Origin of the sequence: Roseateles oligotrophus, from assembly GCF_014204525.1 — a bacterium.
GTDB lineage: Bacteria > Pseudomonadota > Gammaproteobacteria > Burkholderiales > Burkholderiaceae_C > Paucibacter_A > Paucibacter_A oligotrophus_A.
Map to the genome: position 1 here is coordinate 164,167 of NZ_JACHLP010000004.1, position 14,161 is coordinate 178,327.

Below are 14,161 nucleotides of genomic sequence, written 5' to 3' on the forward strand. Positions count from 1 at the left end.
CATGAACAATAACTCTGAATTAAGACGACATCTGGCGCTGGCCTGCCTGGCCCTGGCGCTGGGCGGCGCAGCGCCAGGGCTGGCGGCGCAGGCCGCGCCGGCCGCCCCGCAACTGGCCGATCCGCTCAACCGCAAGGCCGACTACGGCTGGTTCGTCAACGAGCGCTTCGGCATGTTCATCCACTTCGGCCTCTATGCCAATGCGGCGCGCCATGAATGGATCATGAACAAAGAGAAGCTGTCGGTAGAGGCCTACCGCAAATACTTCGACAGCTTCAACCCCGACCTCTTCGATGCCCGCGCCTGGGCCAGATCGGCCAAGGCCGCCGGCATGAAGTACATGGTGCTGACGGCCAAGCACCACGAGGGCTTTGCGCTGTGGGACACCCAGCTGAGTGACTACAAGATCAGCAATACCGCCTTCAAGCGCGACCTGGTGCGCGAGTTTGTGGACGCGGCCCGGGCCGAGGGCCTGAAGGTGGGCTTCTACTACTCGCTGATCGACTGGCACCACCCCGAGTTTCCTATCGACGGCTACCACCCGCTGCGCGAGGACGAGACGGCGAAGAAAGTCCCGCGCGATATGGCCAAGTACCGCAGCTTCATGCACGGCCAGGTGCGCGAGCTGCTGAGCAATTACGGCAAGATCGACTACCTCTGGTTCGACTTCTCCTACCCGAACCGGCCCAAGGACTGGAGCTGGGGCCAGGGCAAGGGCCGCGAGGACTGGCACAGCGAGGAACTGGTCAAGCTGGTGCATCAGTTGCAGCCGCGCATCCTGCTGAACAACCGGCTGGACCTGCCCGGCGGCGTGCAGACGCCCGAGGATCACCAGCCCAGGTTCGATGGCCTGGCGAGCGAGTTCAAGCTGACCGAGGAATGCCACACGCTCTACGACTCCTGGGGCTATAGGCGCGACACGGTGGCCTGGAAGTCCAGCGAAGCGGCGGTGCGCCTGCTGGTCGATGCGGTCTCCAAGGGCAACAACCTCTTGCTCAATGTCGGCCCCAACGGCCGGGGTGAATTCGAGCCCGGTGTGCAGAGCCGCCTGGCCGCCCTGGGCGAGTGGACCCGACTGCACGGCCGCGCCATCCAGGGCGCGGGCGCCAGCGCCTTCACCGCCCCCGATGGCACGCGCTACACCCAGCGCGGCAAGCGGCTCTATCTGCATCTGCAGAACTACCCCATGGGTGGCGTGGAACTGCCTGGCCTGGCCGGCAAGGTCAGCTACGCGCAGTTCCTGCACGACGGTTCCGAGATCCAGTTCAAGGAGCCGCAGCCCAGGAATCTGCAGAACAACGCGCATGTGAGCGTCAGTGAAAACGCCATCCGCCTGAGCCTGCCCATGAACCGGCCCGAGCTGCTGCTGCCGGTGGTGGAGCTCTTTTTGAAGTGAAACGCCAAATTCCAGTGCAACCACAGAGACACGGAGAAATCAAAGCTTGCTTTCTCTGCGTCTCTGTGACTCTGTGGTTGACGTTTTGTACTTGGTTTCATGCGGCCAAATCTACCCACTCGAAATTCAAGAGAGGCTGATTTAGAAACTTCTTCGCGAACGCCCCCTAGCAACCGAGAGGACTGGAATGCTCCCTCACATGCCTTTGAACAAATGCGCATGCATGCGGCTGACGGCCAGGCGTTCGGGCCGGCCGTGCAGATGCAGGCTGAGCTTGCCGGCCTCGTCGCGCAGGGCGCGCTGGATGGCGTCGCTGCGCACCACCAGGCTGCGGTGGATTTGCCAGAAGCGTTGGCCGTCCAGCTGGGGCAGCAGTTCGCGCAGGGAGATGCGGATCAGATGCTCTTTGGCCGCGGTCAGCACCCGCACATATTTGTCCGCGGCCTCGAAGTAGATGACCTCCTCCACCGGCACCATCAGGATCTGGTTGCCCACGCCGACCTGCAGCAGCCGCAGCGGCGGCGTGGCCGAAGCCTGCGGATTGCCGAGCAACTGGCGCAATTGCTCCACCGTGGCCTCTAGCGTGGCCGGCGGGCTTTGCCGCTGGCTCAGGGCCTGGCGCAGGCGCTGGCAGGTCTGGGCCAGGCGCTCGGGCTGCACCGGCTTGAGCACATAGTCCAGCGCCGCCAATTGGAAGGCTTGCAAAGCGTATTGCTCGTAGGCGGTGACGAAGACCAGCAGGGGGAAGGGCCGTCCGGGGCCCTCCGGCCAATCCTCGGCCAGGGCGGCGGCGGCTTCCAGGCCGCTGAGGCCGGGCATGCGTATGTCCAGAAAGCAGAGGTCGGGCCGGTGCTGCAGGGCCAGGTCCACGGCGGCCTGGCCGTGCGGGGCCATGGCCACAAGCTCCAGCTCGGGCCAGAGCCGGGCCAGTTCCTGGCGCAGGTTCTCGGCCAGCAGGCCCTCGTCTTCGGCGATCAGGGCGGTGGGGCGTGAGGGCAGATTCATGCGGGCGGATGGGGAGTTTGGACGGGCAGCAGGATGCGGGCCAGCGCGCCGCTGTGGCCGTCGCCGCGCGGGCCGAGTTGAAAGCTGGCGGCACCGCCGAACTGGGTGTGCAGGCGCTCGCGCACCTGGTGCAGGCCGAAGCGCGTGCCCTCGGTGGCCAGGGTGGGCGAGGCCAGGCCCACGCCACCGTCGCGCACTTCCAGCAGCAACTGCTTGCCCTGCAGACGGGCGCCGATATACAGCTCGCCGCCCTCGACGCTGGGTTCCAGGCCGTGCTGGATGGCGTTTTCGACCAGGGCCTGCAGCAGCAGGGGCGGGATCTGCAGCTCGGCCAGCTCGGCGGGCAGATCGAGCGAGGGCCGCAGGCGCGCGCCCATGCGGATCTGCATCAGGGCCAAATAGTCCTGCAGGCGGGCGAATTCCTGGCCCAGGCTGTGGCTGCTGGTGCGCGAGGCCCGCAGCGTGGCGCGCAGAAAGGCGATCAGCTGGTCCAGCATGGCCTGGGCGCGCTGCGGGTCCAGCGCGATCAGCACGCGCAGATTGGCCAGGGTGTTGAACAGCATATGCGGCTCCAGCTGCGACTCCAGCAGGCGCAGCTGATGCTCGGCCGCCTGGCGCTGGGCCGTCTGGGCCTGCAGCTGGGCGGCTTGCAAGCGGCTGCGGCTGACGAAGAAATAGCTGGCGCCCAGGCCGGGCAGCAGGGATAGCAGCAGCACGCTGATGAGCTGGCGCGGGCTGGCTTGCAAAATGCTGCCGGACGGGATGCCGCTGAGCCAGCGCCCGACCTCATTGCCCAGGCCATAGCCCAGCGGCGTGCCCAGCAGCAGGGCCAGCAGCATCAGCGGCCAGCCCGGCCATTGCAGCGGGGCCGTGCCCGGTGCCCGGCGCTGGTTGAGCAGGGCGGTGAAGCCGGCGGCAAAGCCCTGGATCAGGGCCGAGCAGCACACCGAGATGCACAGGCAGAACAGCAAGGAGGGCCAGAAGCGCTGGCCGCCCAGCACGCTCATCAGGCCGGCGATGAGCAGGGCGCAGACCCCTACCACGCGCAACTGGCGCCAGGCCCGCAGGCCCAAGTCCTTGGGGATGGCTCTCACCGGCGCTTGCCGCCGCCGCCCAGAATGCTGCCCAGCACGCCGCGGATGATCTCGCGGCCGGCCGTGGAGCTCATGCTGCGGATGGCCGACTTGGCGGCCGCCTCGGCCAGGCCCTCGTGGCGGCCGCCGCGCGGGCCGGTCGTGCCGAAGAGCACGTCTTTCAGCCCACCCAGCCAGTCGCTGCCGCCCTCGGCGGGGGCCGGGGCCGATCCCTCGGCAGCGGGCGCGCCGGCCTTGCCCTCGGTTCGTCCCTTGAGTTTCTCGTAAGCCGATTCGCGGTCCACCGCCTGCTCGTAGACGCCCGCCACCAGCGAGTTCTTGATCAAGGCCTGGCGCTGCTCGGCCGTGATGGGGCCGATCTGGCTGCCCGGGGGCAGCACGTAGACGCGCTCGGTGACGCTGGGCCGGCCTTTCTCGTCCAGCAGGCTGACCAGAGCCTCGCCCACGCCCAGCTCGGTGATGGCCGTGGCGATGTCCAGTCCTGGCTTGGCCCGCATGGTGTCGGCCGCCGCCTTGACGGCCTTCTGGTCGCGCGGGGTGAAGGCGCGCAGGGCGTGCTGCACGCGGTTGCCAAGCTGGCCCAGCACGGTGTCGGGGATGTCCAGCGGGTTTTGCGTCACGAAATAGACGCCCACGCCCTTGGAGCGCACCAGGCGCACGACCAGCTCGATGCGCTCGACCAGGGCGGCGGGCGCGTCCTTGAACAGCAGATGGGCCTCGTCGAAGAAGAACACCAGCTTGGGTTTTTCCAGATCACCCACCTCGGGCAGTTGCTCGAACAGCTCGCTCAGCATCCACAGCAAAAAGGTGGCGTAGAGCCGCGGCGCGTTCATCAGCTTGTCGGCGGCCAGGATGTTGATGACGCCTTTTTCGCCCTCGGTCTGCATGAAGTCGGCGATGTTCAGCATGGGCTCGCCGAAGAATTGCTCGCCGCCCTGGGCCTCGATCTGCAAGAGGCCGCGCTGGATGGCGCCTATGCTGGCGGCCGAGACATTGCCGTACTCGGTGGTGAACTGGCTGGCGTTGTCGCCCACATACTGCAGCATGGTGCGCAGGTCCTTCAGGTCCAGCAGCAGCAGGCCTTTGTCGTCGGCGATCTTGAACACCAGTTGCAGCACGCCTTGCTGGGTCTCGTTCAGGGCCAGCATGCGGGCCAGCAGCAGGGGGCCCATATCGGAGACGGTGGCGCGCACCGGGTGGCCTTGCTCGCCGAACACATCCCACAAGGTCGTGGGGCAGGCTTGGGGCGTGGGGGCTTCGATGCCACGCTCTTTCAGCGTGGCCAGCAGCTTGTCCGAGGGCTTGCCGATCTGGGAGATGCCCGTCAGGTCGCCCTTCACATCGGCCATGAAGACCGGTACGCCGATGCGGCTGAAGCTCTCGGCCAGGGTCTGCAGGCTGATGGTCTTGCCGGTGCCGGTGGCGCCCGTGATCAGGCCGTGGCGATTGGCCAGGGCGGGCAGCAAAAAGCACTCGATGTTGTCGTGTCTAGCCAGCAGAATCGGGTCGGACATGGTGGGGGCGTTGGCGCAAAGCTAAAATCGCAGTCTAACCAAACAAGTGCGGGCCCCGGGTGGCCGGCAATAGCAGGAGCAGCAGCCATATGGCGGGTCATTCCAAATGGGCCAATATTCAGCATCGCAAGGGCCGGCAGGACGAGAAGCGCGGCAAGATCTGGACCCGCATCATCCGTGAAATCACGGTCGCAGCCCGCCAGGGCGGCCCCGACGTCAAGGACAACCCCCGCCTGCGCCTGGCGGTCGAAAAAGCCAAGGCCGCCAATATGCCGGCCGACCGCATCAAGTACAACATCGACAAGGCCAGCGGCAATCTGGACGGCATCAGCTACGAAGAGATTCGCTACGAGGGCTATGGCATTGGTGGCGCGGCCATCATGATCGACACCATGACGGACAACAAGGTCCGCACGGTGGCCGAGGTGCGCCACGCCTTCAGCAAGTACGGCGGCAATATGGGCACCGATGGTTCGGTGTCCTTCCAGTTCAAGCATTGCGGCCAGCTGGTGTTTGCCCCCGGCAGCGATGAAGACAAGATCATGGAAATAGCCCTGGAAGCAGGCGCCGACGATGTGATCAGCGATGACGATGGCGCCATCGAGGTGCTGACGCCGCCGACCGGGTTCGAGGCGGTCAAGGAAGCGCTGGAGGCCGCCGGTTTCAAGGCAGATGTGGCCGAGGTGACCATGCGGGCCGAGAACACCATCGAGCTGACGGGTGAGGACGCGGCGCGCATGCAAAAGCTGCTCGACGTGCTGGAAGATCTGGACGACGTGCAAGACGTTTTCCACAATGCGAGCATTAACGAATGAAGGTTCTGGTTCTGGGCAATGGCGGGCGCGAACACGCGCTGGCATGGAAGCTGGCGCAAGCCGCGCGGGTGAGTCAGGTGCTGGTGGCGCCGGGCAATGGCGGCACGGCGCGTGATCCGCGTCTGAAGAACGTCCCCATCACCGACGTCAAAGAGCTGGCCGACTACGCGGTCGAGAACAAGATCGCCCTGACCGTCGTTGGCCCCGAGGCCTATCTGGCGGCCGGCGTGGTGGACGAGTTCCGCGCCCGCGGCCTGCGCATCTTCGGGCCGAGCAAGGCCGCCGCGCAGCTGGAGTCCAGCAAGGCCTTCGCCAAGGACTTCATGAAGCGCCACGGCATTCCGACGGCGGACTACGAGACTTTTGATGACGCCGCCGCGGCCCATGCCTATGTGGACAAGCAGGGCGCGCCCATCGTCATCAAGGCCGACGGCCTGGCGGCAGGCAAGGGCGTGGTCGTGGCCATGACGTTGGCCGAGGCGCATGAGGCCATCGACTGGATCCTGGCGGATAACAAATTAGGTGTGGTGCACAACGCCGGTGGCGCGCGCGTCGTCATCGAGCAATTCCTGCAGGGCGAGGAAGCCAGCTTCATCGTGCTGTGCGACGGCAAGAATGTCGTCTCGCTGGCCACCAGCCAGGATCACAAGCGCCTGAAGGATGGCGACGAAGGCCCGAACACCGGCGGCATGGGGGCTTATTCGCCCGCCCCGGTGGTGACGCCCAATGTGCATGCCAAAGCAATGCACGAGATCATCATGCCCACCATCCAGGGCATGGCGCGCGACGGCATCCCCTTCACCGGCTTTCTGTACGCCGGCCTGATGATCGATGCCCAGGGCCAGCCGCGCACGGTGGAGTTCAACACCCGCATGGGCGACCCCGAGACCCAGCCCATCATGATGCGCCTGAAGAGCGATCTGCTGGATGTCTTGCTGCATGCCACCGATGGCACGCTGGACCAGGTCGAACTGCAATGGGACCGCCGCGTCGCCCTGGGCGTGGTGCTGGCGGCCGAAGGCTACCCGCTTCAGCCCCGCAAGGGTGATGCCATCAGCGGTCTGCCGGTCGACGCGGAAGACGTGATGGTCTTCCACGCCGGCACGAGCAAGACCGAGGCCGCTCTGCAGACCTCGGGCGGCCGCGTGCTCTGCGTCACCGCCCTGGGTGAGTCGGTGCGCACGGCCCAGCAACTGGCCTACGACACCGTGGTCAAGATCCAGTTCGATGGCAAGCAGTACCGCCAGGACATCGGCCACCGCGCGGTGAAGCGTTGAGCCTAAGCCCTTGCCCGCCGATGCCGCGCTTGTTCGCGGCCCGCGAAAGCCAGCAATGCCTGCATCCGCAGGGCAGTGTCTGGGCGCAGCGCCTGCTGCGCTGGGCCGGATGGCGGCTGGACTTTGACGGTCTGCCGGGCAGGCAAGGGGTGATCCTGGTCTACCCTCATACCTCGAACTGGGATTTTGTCGTCGGCATCCTGGCCAAATGGGCGCTGGGGTTGCAGCTGCGCTTCTGGGCCAAGGACAGCTTGTTTCGCCTGCCCTTGTTTGGCGCCTGGGTGCGCTGGCTTGGCGGTGTCGCGGTCAAGCGCGACAGCCCGCAAGGCCTGGTGCGCGATACCGTGCGCGATATGCAGGCCGCGCAAGCGCGCGGCGAGATGTTCTGGCTGGCCATGGCGCCGGAAGGGACGCGCGCCCTGGCTTCGGGCTGGCGCTCCGGCGCCTACCAGGTGGCCTTGCAGGCGCGGGTGCCGGCCGGCCTTGCCTATCTGGATTACCGCAGCAAGACGGTGTGTCTGCGCCAGTTCCTGCTGTTGGGCGGCGACCCGCAGGCCGATCTGGCCGTGATGGCCGAAACCTTCAGCGCTGCGCATGGCTACAAGCCGGCACTGGCCAGTCCGATAAGGATGAAATCATGACGATCAACACCTTGCGGGTGCGCGAGTACCTGCTGGATCTGCAGTCCCGCATCGTGGCCGCCTTGCAGCAGGCCGACGGCAATGAATTCCTCAGCGACGGCTGGACGCGTGAACCCGGCGGCCGCCTGGAGGGCGATGGCCTGAGCCGCTTGATCGAAGGCGGCTCGGTGTTCGAGCGCGGCGGGGTCAATTTCTCGCATGTGCGGGGTCGGGTCTTGCCCCCCTCGGCCACCCAGCACCGGCCCGAGCTGGCGGGGGCGCCCTTCGAGGCCATGGGCGTGTCCCTGGTGATCCATCCGCACAATCCCTTTGTGCCCACCGTGCATATGAATGTGCGCATGTTTGCGGCCCTGCCGGCCGGTGCCGAGCCGGTGGTCTGGTTTGGCGGCGGCATGGATTTGACGCCTTTTTACGGATTTGAGCGGGATGCCCAGCATTTCCACCGCGTCTGCGAGTCCGCCTTGAAGCCGCATGGCGAGGCGCTCTACCCCCGCTTCAAGACCTGGTGCGACGAGTACTTCTTCCTCAAGCATCGCAACGAGCCGCGCGGCATCGGCGGCATCTTTTTCGACGACTTCTCGCTGCCCGAGGAGGCCGGCGGCTTCGACGCCGCCTTTGCCATGCTGCGCGATGTGGGCGACGCCTTCGTGCCGGCCTATCTGCCCATCGTGGAGCGCCGCCAGGGCCTGGCCTATACCGAGCGCGAGCGTGACTTCCAGGCCTATCGCCGCGGCCGTTACGTCGAGTTCAATCTGGTCTTCGACCGTGGCACCTTGTTCGGCCTGCAGTCGGGTGGGCGCACCGAGTCCATCCTGATGTCCATGCCGCCCATCGTCAAATGGCGCTATCAATGGGAGCCCGAGGCCGGCACGCAGGAAGCCAAGCTGTACAGCGACTTTCTGCGCCCGCGCGACTGGGCCCACGAGCCGGCCACCCATCTATGGCTGTGAGCCCCAAGCCGACAAGAACAGGCTTGTTCGGCGGCAGTTTTGATCCGGTTCATCTGGCCCATCTGAGCCTGGCGCAATGCGCTTTGCAGCAGCTGCAGCTGGACCGTTTGCTGTGGCTGCCCGCCGGGCGGCCCTGGCAGAAGCTGGCTCAGAAAGGCGGCCGAGGCTTGGCCTCGCCCGAGCATCGACGTGCCATGGTGGAGTTGATGGTGCAGGGCGAGCCGCGTTTCGCGGTGGACGATAGCGAGCTGGAGCGTGACGGCGCCAGCTACACCATAGACACCGTGCGGGCCCGCCTGGCCGCCCATCCGGGTGAGCAGTTATTCCTGCTCATAGGCCAGGACCAGTACGAGCGCCTGCACACCTGGCGCGACTGGCGCGAGCTGCTGCGCCTGGTGACGGTGGCGGTGGCGGCGCGGGCCGATCAAGAGATCCAGGCCTCGGCCGAAGTACAGGATTTTTTGCAGCAACAAGCTCTTGGCACGCAGCGTCTGGCCATGCCTGCGCTGCACATTTCATCAACCCAGGTGCGCGAGATGGTAGCTCGCGCCCAAGATATCCGCCCCTTGGTGGGCGATGCGGTCGCGGGGTATATTGCCCAGCACCGTCTTTACAGTGAGTAGAACCTGAATGGACATTCGTAAGTTGCAACGCGCCATCGTCGATGGTCTGGAAGATGTGAAGGCCCAGAACATCGTGGTCTTCAATACCGAGCATCTCTCGCCTCTGTTTGAGCGCGTGATCATCGCCTCGGGCACCAGCAACCGTCAGACCAAGGCGCTGGCTTCCAGCGTCCGCGTGACGGTCAAGGAGCGCGATATGGAGGTGCTGCGCTGCGAGGGTGAAGAGAATGGTGAATGGATCATCGTGGACTGCGGCGCCGCCGTCGTGCATGTGATGCAGCCGGCCATCCGCGACTATTACCACCTGGAAGAAATCTGGGGCGGCAAGCCGGTCAATATGAAGATGGCCGACGCCGAGGCCAAGCTGGTCAAGGCCTCGGACGAGGAAGCGCCGGCCAAGAAGAAGGCCGCGGCCAAGAAGACCGCCGCCAAGACCAGCGCCAAGGAAGAAGCGCTGCTGGGCCCCGTCACCCTGGCCAAGAAGCCCGCGGCCAAGAAGGCGGCTGCCAAGACCGAAGCCAAGCCGGCCGCTAAAACCGCCGCCAAGAAGGTCGTGGCCAAGAAGGGCGTCACCCGCACCGTCGGCGTGAAGACCCCGGCCAGCAAGACCATCAAGGTCGGCGCGCCCAAGCCGGCCGCCAAAAAGGTCGCGGCCAAGAAGGTGGCGGCCAAGCCCGCGGTGAAGGCCGCTGCCAAGCCGGCCGCAAAGCCAGCCGCCAAGAAGGTCGCCAGCAAGACCGTGGCGGCCAAGAAGCCGGCCGCCAAGAAGAGCAGCACGCGCGCTTGAAGCCCGCGGCTGAAGACCGGAAGCGCTTCGCATGCGTTTGTTTTTAGTCGCCGTGGGCCAGCGGCAGCCGGCTTGGGCAGACAGTGCTTACGAGGATTTCGCCAAGCGCTTTCCGCCCGAGATGCGGCTGGAGCTGAAGGCCGTCAAGGCCGAGACCCGCGGCAGCAAGACGGCCGAGCAATTGATGGCGGCCGAAGCCCAGCGCATCGAGGCGGCATGCCCTAAGGGCGTGCGCCGCGTCATCCTGGACGAGCGCGGCGAGCGCCGTACCAGCATGCAGTTAGCCGAGCGCATGAAGCTGTGGATGGGCGATGGCCGCGATGTGGCCCTGATCATCGGCGGCCCCGATGGTTTGAGCCCCGCGCTCAAGGCCACGGCCGATGAGACCTTGCGGCTCTCCGACCTGACCCTGCCCCATGCTTTTGCCCGGGTGCTGCTGGCCGAAGGCCTTTACCGGGCCTGGACGGTGATGACGGGCCACCCTTATCACCGCGAGTGATCTCGAAAAACCAGGCCGCGGCTGCACCAGCCCGGCCTTTTTCATTCGCCTCCTCAGCTGATTTCTCAGGGCCATCATGAGCTTTGACTTTCTCTATCTCGCTTCGCAAAGCCCGCGCCGCCGCCAACTGCTGGAGCAACTGGGCGTGCGCCATGAGCTGCTGCTGCCCGGCCCCGAAGAAGACGCGGAAGGCCTGGAAGCCGTGTGGGCCGATGAGCTGCCCGAGCACTATGTGGCCCGCGTCACCCAGGCCAAGCTGGGCGCGGCGCTGAGCCGCTTGAAGGCGCGCGGCCTGAGTCCGGCGCCGGTGCTGTGTTCGGACACCACGGTGGCCTTGGGGCGACTGATCCTGGGCAAACCGCTGGATGCCGAGGACGCCTTCCAGACCCTCAGCCGCCTGGCCGGCCGAAGCCACCGCGTCATCACCGCCGTGGTCGTCGCCACGCCGGACGGGCAAAGCGAAGCGGCGCTGAATGTCTCGAGTGTGGACTTCGCGGCCGTGGATGCCGAGCAGTTGCGCCGCTATGTGGCCAGCGGCGAGCCCTTCGGCAAGGCGGGCTCTTATGCGATACAAAGTCAGGCCGCGGCCTGGATTTCTCGCATCGAGGGCAGCTATTCAGGCATCATGGGCCTGCCCTTGTTCGAGACCGCCCAATTGCTGCGCAAGATCGGTCTGCGTTTCTGAGGCAAGGGCGAGTCTTGTCGCCTGTCCGGCTGGCCGGCCAGGCGACAGCATTCGAGGTTTGAGATCCCCATGGAAGATATTCTGATCAACTGGACGCCCCAGGAAACGCGCGTGGCCGTGGTCGAAAACGGCGCGGTGCAGGAGCTGCATGTGGAGCGCACGCTGGAGCGCGGTCTGGTGGGCAATGTGTATTCGGGCAAGGTCGCCCGGGTGCTGCCCGGCATGCAGTCGGCCTTCATCGACATCGGCCTGGAGCGGGCGGCTTTTCTGCATGTGGCCGATCTGCATCTCAATGGCGCCGCGCCGCAGGCCCGCAGCCACCATGCCGAGGCCGGCGTGGCCACGCCCATCGAGCGTCTGCTGTTCGAGGGCCAGTCCCTGACCGTGCAGGTGATCAAGGACCCGATAGGCAGCAAGGGTGCGCGCCTGTCTTCGCAGATCAGCATTGCCGGGCGCATGCTGGTGTTTTTGCCGCAGGACGAGCACATCGGCATTTCGCAGAAGATAGGCTCGCCCGAGGCGCGCGAAGCCTTGCGTGCCCGCATGCAGGCCTTGGTCGGCAAGGCGGAGGAGGGCGGTGGCGGCGGCTTCATCCTGCGCACCAATGCCGAGGACGCGAGCGATGAAGAGCTGGCCTCCGACATTGCCTATCTGCGCAAGGCCTGGGGCCGCATCCGCGAGAAGGCCCTCAACTCGCCCCCGACCACCTTGCTGCATCAGGACCTGAGTCTGGTGGAGCGGGTCTTGCGCGATCTGGCCAACGAGCGCACCGGCTCCATCCGCATCGACTCCAAGATGCAATTCGATGTGCTGCATGCTTTTGGCGAGACCTTTATGCCGGCAGCCACCGCCAAGCTGGAGCATTACCGCGGCGAGCGGCCCATTTTTGATCTGAACAATATCGATGCCGAGATCGGCCGCGCGATGGCGCGCCGGGTCGATCTGAAGTCGGGCGGCTATCTGATCTTCGACCAGACCGAGGCCATGACCACCATCGACGTCAATACCGGCGGCTTTGTGGGCGCCCGCAATTTCGACGACACGATTTTCAAGACCAATCTGGAAGCGGCCGGCACCATCAGCCGCCAGCTGCGCCTGCGCAATCTGGGCGGCATCATCATCGTGGACTTCATCGATATGACGCGCGAGGAGCACAAGAGCGCGGTCTTGAGCGAGTTCCGCAAGCAGCTGGCCAAGGACCGCACCAAGGTCACGCTGGGCGGCTTTACCCAGCTGGGCCTGGTGGAGATGACGCGCAAGCGCACGCGCGAGTCGCTCTCGCGCATGCTGTGCGAGCCCTGCCCGACTTGCGAGGGCCGTGGCCAGGTCAAGACGGCGCGCACCATCTGCTACGACATCATGCGCGAGATCCTGCGCGAGGCGCGCCAGTTCTCGCCCAAGGAGTTCCGCGTCGTGGCCGCCGCCAATGTGGTGGAGATGCTGCTGGACGAGGAAAGCCAGCATCTGGCGGGCCTGTCGGACTTCATCGGCAAGCCGATTTCGCTGACGGCCGAACCCTCCAACCAGACGGAGCATTACGACATCGTGCTGCTCTGACTTAGCGCTTGCGGGCGCTTTTCTGCTCGTACATGGCCCGGTCGGCGTGCGCCAGCAGCTCTTCCAGCGTCCGGCCATGTGCGGGGAACAGGGCCCGGCCCAGGGAGCAGCCCACATGCACCCGCACATTGGCCTCCGCCGTTGGCAGACTGATGGGCATGTGGATGGCCTTGGACAGCTTGTCCAGCAACTGGGTGAGGCCCTGCTCCTCCGGTGCTTCCAGCAAGAGCAGGGCGAATTCGTCGCCGCCCAGGCGGGCCACCATATCTTCGCCGCGTAAATGCTTGCGCAAGCGGCTGGCGACGGTCTGCAGGATCACGTCTCCGGCGGCATGGCCGTGCTGGTCGTTGATCAGCTTGAAGCCGTCCAGATCGAGGTAAACCACGGCCAGATGCGCGTCCAGGCGCCGGGCGCCGGCCAGGGCTGCATACAGGCGCTGCTCAAAGCGGGCGCGGTTGGGCAGGCCGGTCAGCGGATCGTGATTGGCGCGGTATTCATGGTGCTGGGCGCGTTGCTGCAGATCGGTCACATCCATCAGCGTACAGATAAAACCGACGGCCGTCTGGGACGAGTCGCGGATGGGGCCGGCCTCCAGTCGCAACCAGCGTTCCGCCTGGCCTGAATGAGCGATAGGGAACTCCTCCGCCAGGCGGGTGACGGCTTTGGTGGCTGCAATCCAGCGCTGCTGCAAGGTCTCGGCCGCGGCGGCCGAGAGTGCACGGGTCCAGCAGTGGCCCAGGTCCTGCGGGCCGTTCAGGCCTAACATCTCAAGTCCACGGTCATTGCAATAGGTCAGCCGGCCTTGCATATCGGTTTCAAACAGGCCTACCGGGGCCAGGCGGGCCATCTCCTTGAAGCGCAGGCTTTGGCGGGCCAATTCGTCCTGGGTCTGGCGCAGGCGGGCCAGCTCCTCGGCCAGTTGCAGCGACTGCTGTTTGAGCATGCTTTCGCGCCGCAGCGTCTCCGACATATCGCGGATCTGCAGCAGGCATTGCCGGTTCTCGCCACGGCTGATGGCCAGCACGTCCACCGCCTGGTGAATCCGCTCCGAGTCCGGGCCGCGCAGCGGGAACAAGGGCAGGGGCATGGGGTGGAAGGCGTGCGAGAGCCGGCTGGAGCGGCCCCGCGCCAGCGCTTCGACGCTGGCCTGCAGCAGGCGCGGATCGATGGCCGTGCCAAAAGCCTCGGCCAGATCCAGGCCGACGACGGCCGCGCTCAGCCGTGCTCTCTCGCAGACCCAGCGATTGCAGAGTTCGATGCGCCCCGTGGCATCGAGCACGATGATGCCGAGTTCAAGGGCTTCTAAAGCATGGTGCAT

At 65.9% G+C, this 14,161-nt stretch carries 14 protein-coding genes; 10 read left to right on the forward strand and 4 right to left on the reverse strand.

What is annotated here, in order from left to right; all coding sequences use genetic code 11:
- Position 1: 1 nt before the first annotated feature.
- Positions 2-1,396 (forward strand): alpha-L-fucosidase, encoded by a 1,395-nt coding sequence (locus HNP55_RS10865; protein WP_221439549.1) that lies wholly within the window; start codon positions 2-4, stop codon positions 1,394-1,396.
- Positions 1,397-1,591: 195 nt separating this feature from the next.
- On the opposite strand, the gene HNP55_RS10870 is transcribed toward HNP55_RS10865, so the two are convergent.
- From HNP55_RS10870 to HNP55_RS10880, 3 genes are read right to left on the reverse strand one after another with little or no spacing between them, the layout of a single operon-like run.
- Complete coding sequence (locus tag HNP55_RS10870) at positions 1,592-2,401, reverse strand: LytR/AlgR family response regulator transcription factor (protein ID WP_184299133.1); 810 nt, start codon at positions 2,399-2,401, stop codon at positions 1,592-1,594.
- Positions 2,398-3,495, reverse strand: coding sequence for a sensor histidine kinase (locus tag HNP55_RS10875; protein ID WP_348648691.1), 1,098 nt, complete (start codon positions 3,493-3,495; stop codon positions 2,398-2,400). The genes HNP55_RS10870 and HNP55_RS10875 overlap by 4 nt, the downstream gene beginning before the upstream one ends.
- The gene (locus tag HNP55_RS10880) at positions 3,492-5,009 is read right to left on the reverse strand and encodes a helicase HerA-like domain-containing protein (protein WP_184299135.1); all 1,518 of its coding nucleotides are present in this window, start codon (positions 5,007-5,009) and stop codon (positions 3,492-3,494) included. Before HNP55_RS10880 ends, HNP55_RS10875 begins: the two co-directional genes overlap by 4 nt.
- An 89-nt stretch (positions 5,010-5,098) precedes the next feature.
- Here HNP55_RS10880 and HNP55_RS10885 point away from each other — a divergent pair, with 89 nt between their 5' ends.
- The 9 genes from HNP55_RS10885 (at position 5,099) to rng (ending at position 12,843) form a co-directional block, all read left to right on the forward strand.
- Positions 5,099-5,824 (forward strand): YebC/PmpR family DNA-binding transcriptional regulator, encoded by a 726-nt coding sequence (locus HNP55_RS10885; protein ID WP_184299137.1) that lies wholly within the window; start codon positions 5,099-5,101, stop codon positions 5,822-5,824.
- Positions 5,821-7,101 carry a phosphoribosylamine--glycine ligase gene (purD, locus tag HNP55_RS10890; RefSeq protein WP_184299139.1) on the forward strand — a complete coding sequence of 427 codons (1,281 nt, stop codon included), beginning with the start codon at positions 5,821-5,823 and terminating at the stop codon, positions 7,099-7,101. Before HNP55_RS10885 ends, purD begins: the two co-directional genes overlap by 4 nt.
- Positions 7,098-7,742 carry a 1-acyl-sn-glycerol-3-phosphate acyltransferase gene (locus HNP55_RS10895; protein ID WP_184299141.1) on the forward strand — a complete coding sequence of 215 codons (645 nt, stop codon included), beginning with the start codon at positions 7,098-7,100 and terminating at the stop codon, positions 7,740-7,742. The genes purD and HNP55_RS10895 overlap by 4 nt, the downstream gene beginning before the upstream one ends.
- Positions 7,739-8,692: an oxygen-dependent coproporphyrinogen oxidase gene (gene hemF / locus HNP55_RS10900; RefSeq protein WP_184299143.1), complete on the forward strand. Its 954-nt coding sequence runs from the start codon at positions 7,739-7,741 to the stop codon at positions 8,690-8,692. The genes HNP55_RS10895 and hemF overlap by 4 nt, the downstream gene beginning before the upstream one ends.
- Positions 8,683-9,315: a nicotinate-nucleotide adenylyltransferase gene (nadD, locus tag HNP55_RS10905; RefSeq protein WP_184299144.1), complete on the forward strand. Its 633-nt coding sequence runs from the start codon at positions 8,683-8,685 to the stop codon at positions 9,313-9,315. Before hemF ends, nadD begins: the two co-directional genes overlap by 10 nt.
- A 7-nt stretch (positions 9,316-9,322) precedes the next feature.
- Positions 9,323-10,102, forward strand: coding sequence for a ribosome silencing factor (gene rsfS / locus HNP55_RS10910; protein WP_184299146.1), 780 nt, complete (start codon positions 9,323-9,325; stop codon positions 10,100-10,102).
- 31 nt (positions 10,103-10,133) lie between these two features.
- On the forward strand, positions 10,134-10,601 hold the full coding sequence (rlmH, locus tag HNP55_RS10915; RefSeq protein WP_184299148.1) for a 23S rRNA (pseudouridine(1915)-N(3))-methyltransferase RlmH: 468 nt from the start codon (positions 10,134-10,136) through the stop codon (positions 10,599-10,601).
- Between the two features lie 76 nt (positions 10,602-10,677).
- Positions 10,678-11,286, forward strand: a complete 609-nt coding sequence (locus HNP55_RS10920) for a Maf family protein (RefSeq protein WP_184299150.1) — start codon at positions 10,678-10,680, stop codon at positions 11,284-11,286.
- A 69-nt stretch (positions 11,287-11,355) separates the two neighbouring features.
- Positions 11,356-12,843: a ribonuclease G gene (gene rng / locus HNP55_RS10925; RefSeq protein WP_184299152.1), complete on the forward strand. Its 1,488-nt coding sequence runs from the start codon at positions 11,356-11,358 to the stop codon at positions 12,841-12,843.
- Between the two features lies 1 nt (position 12,844).
- On the opposite strand, the gene HNP55_RS10930 is transcribed toward rng, so the two are convergent.
- Entirely contained in the window at positions 12,845-14,161 is a 1,317-nt protein-coding gene (locus tag HNP55_RS10930; RefSeq protein WP_184299154.1) for a GGDEF domain-containing protein, read from the reverse strand.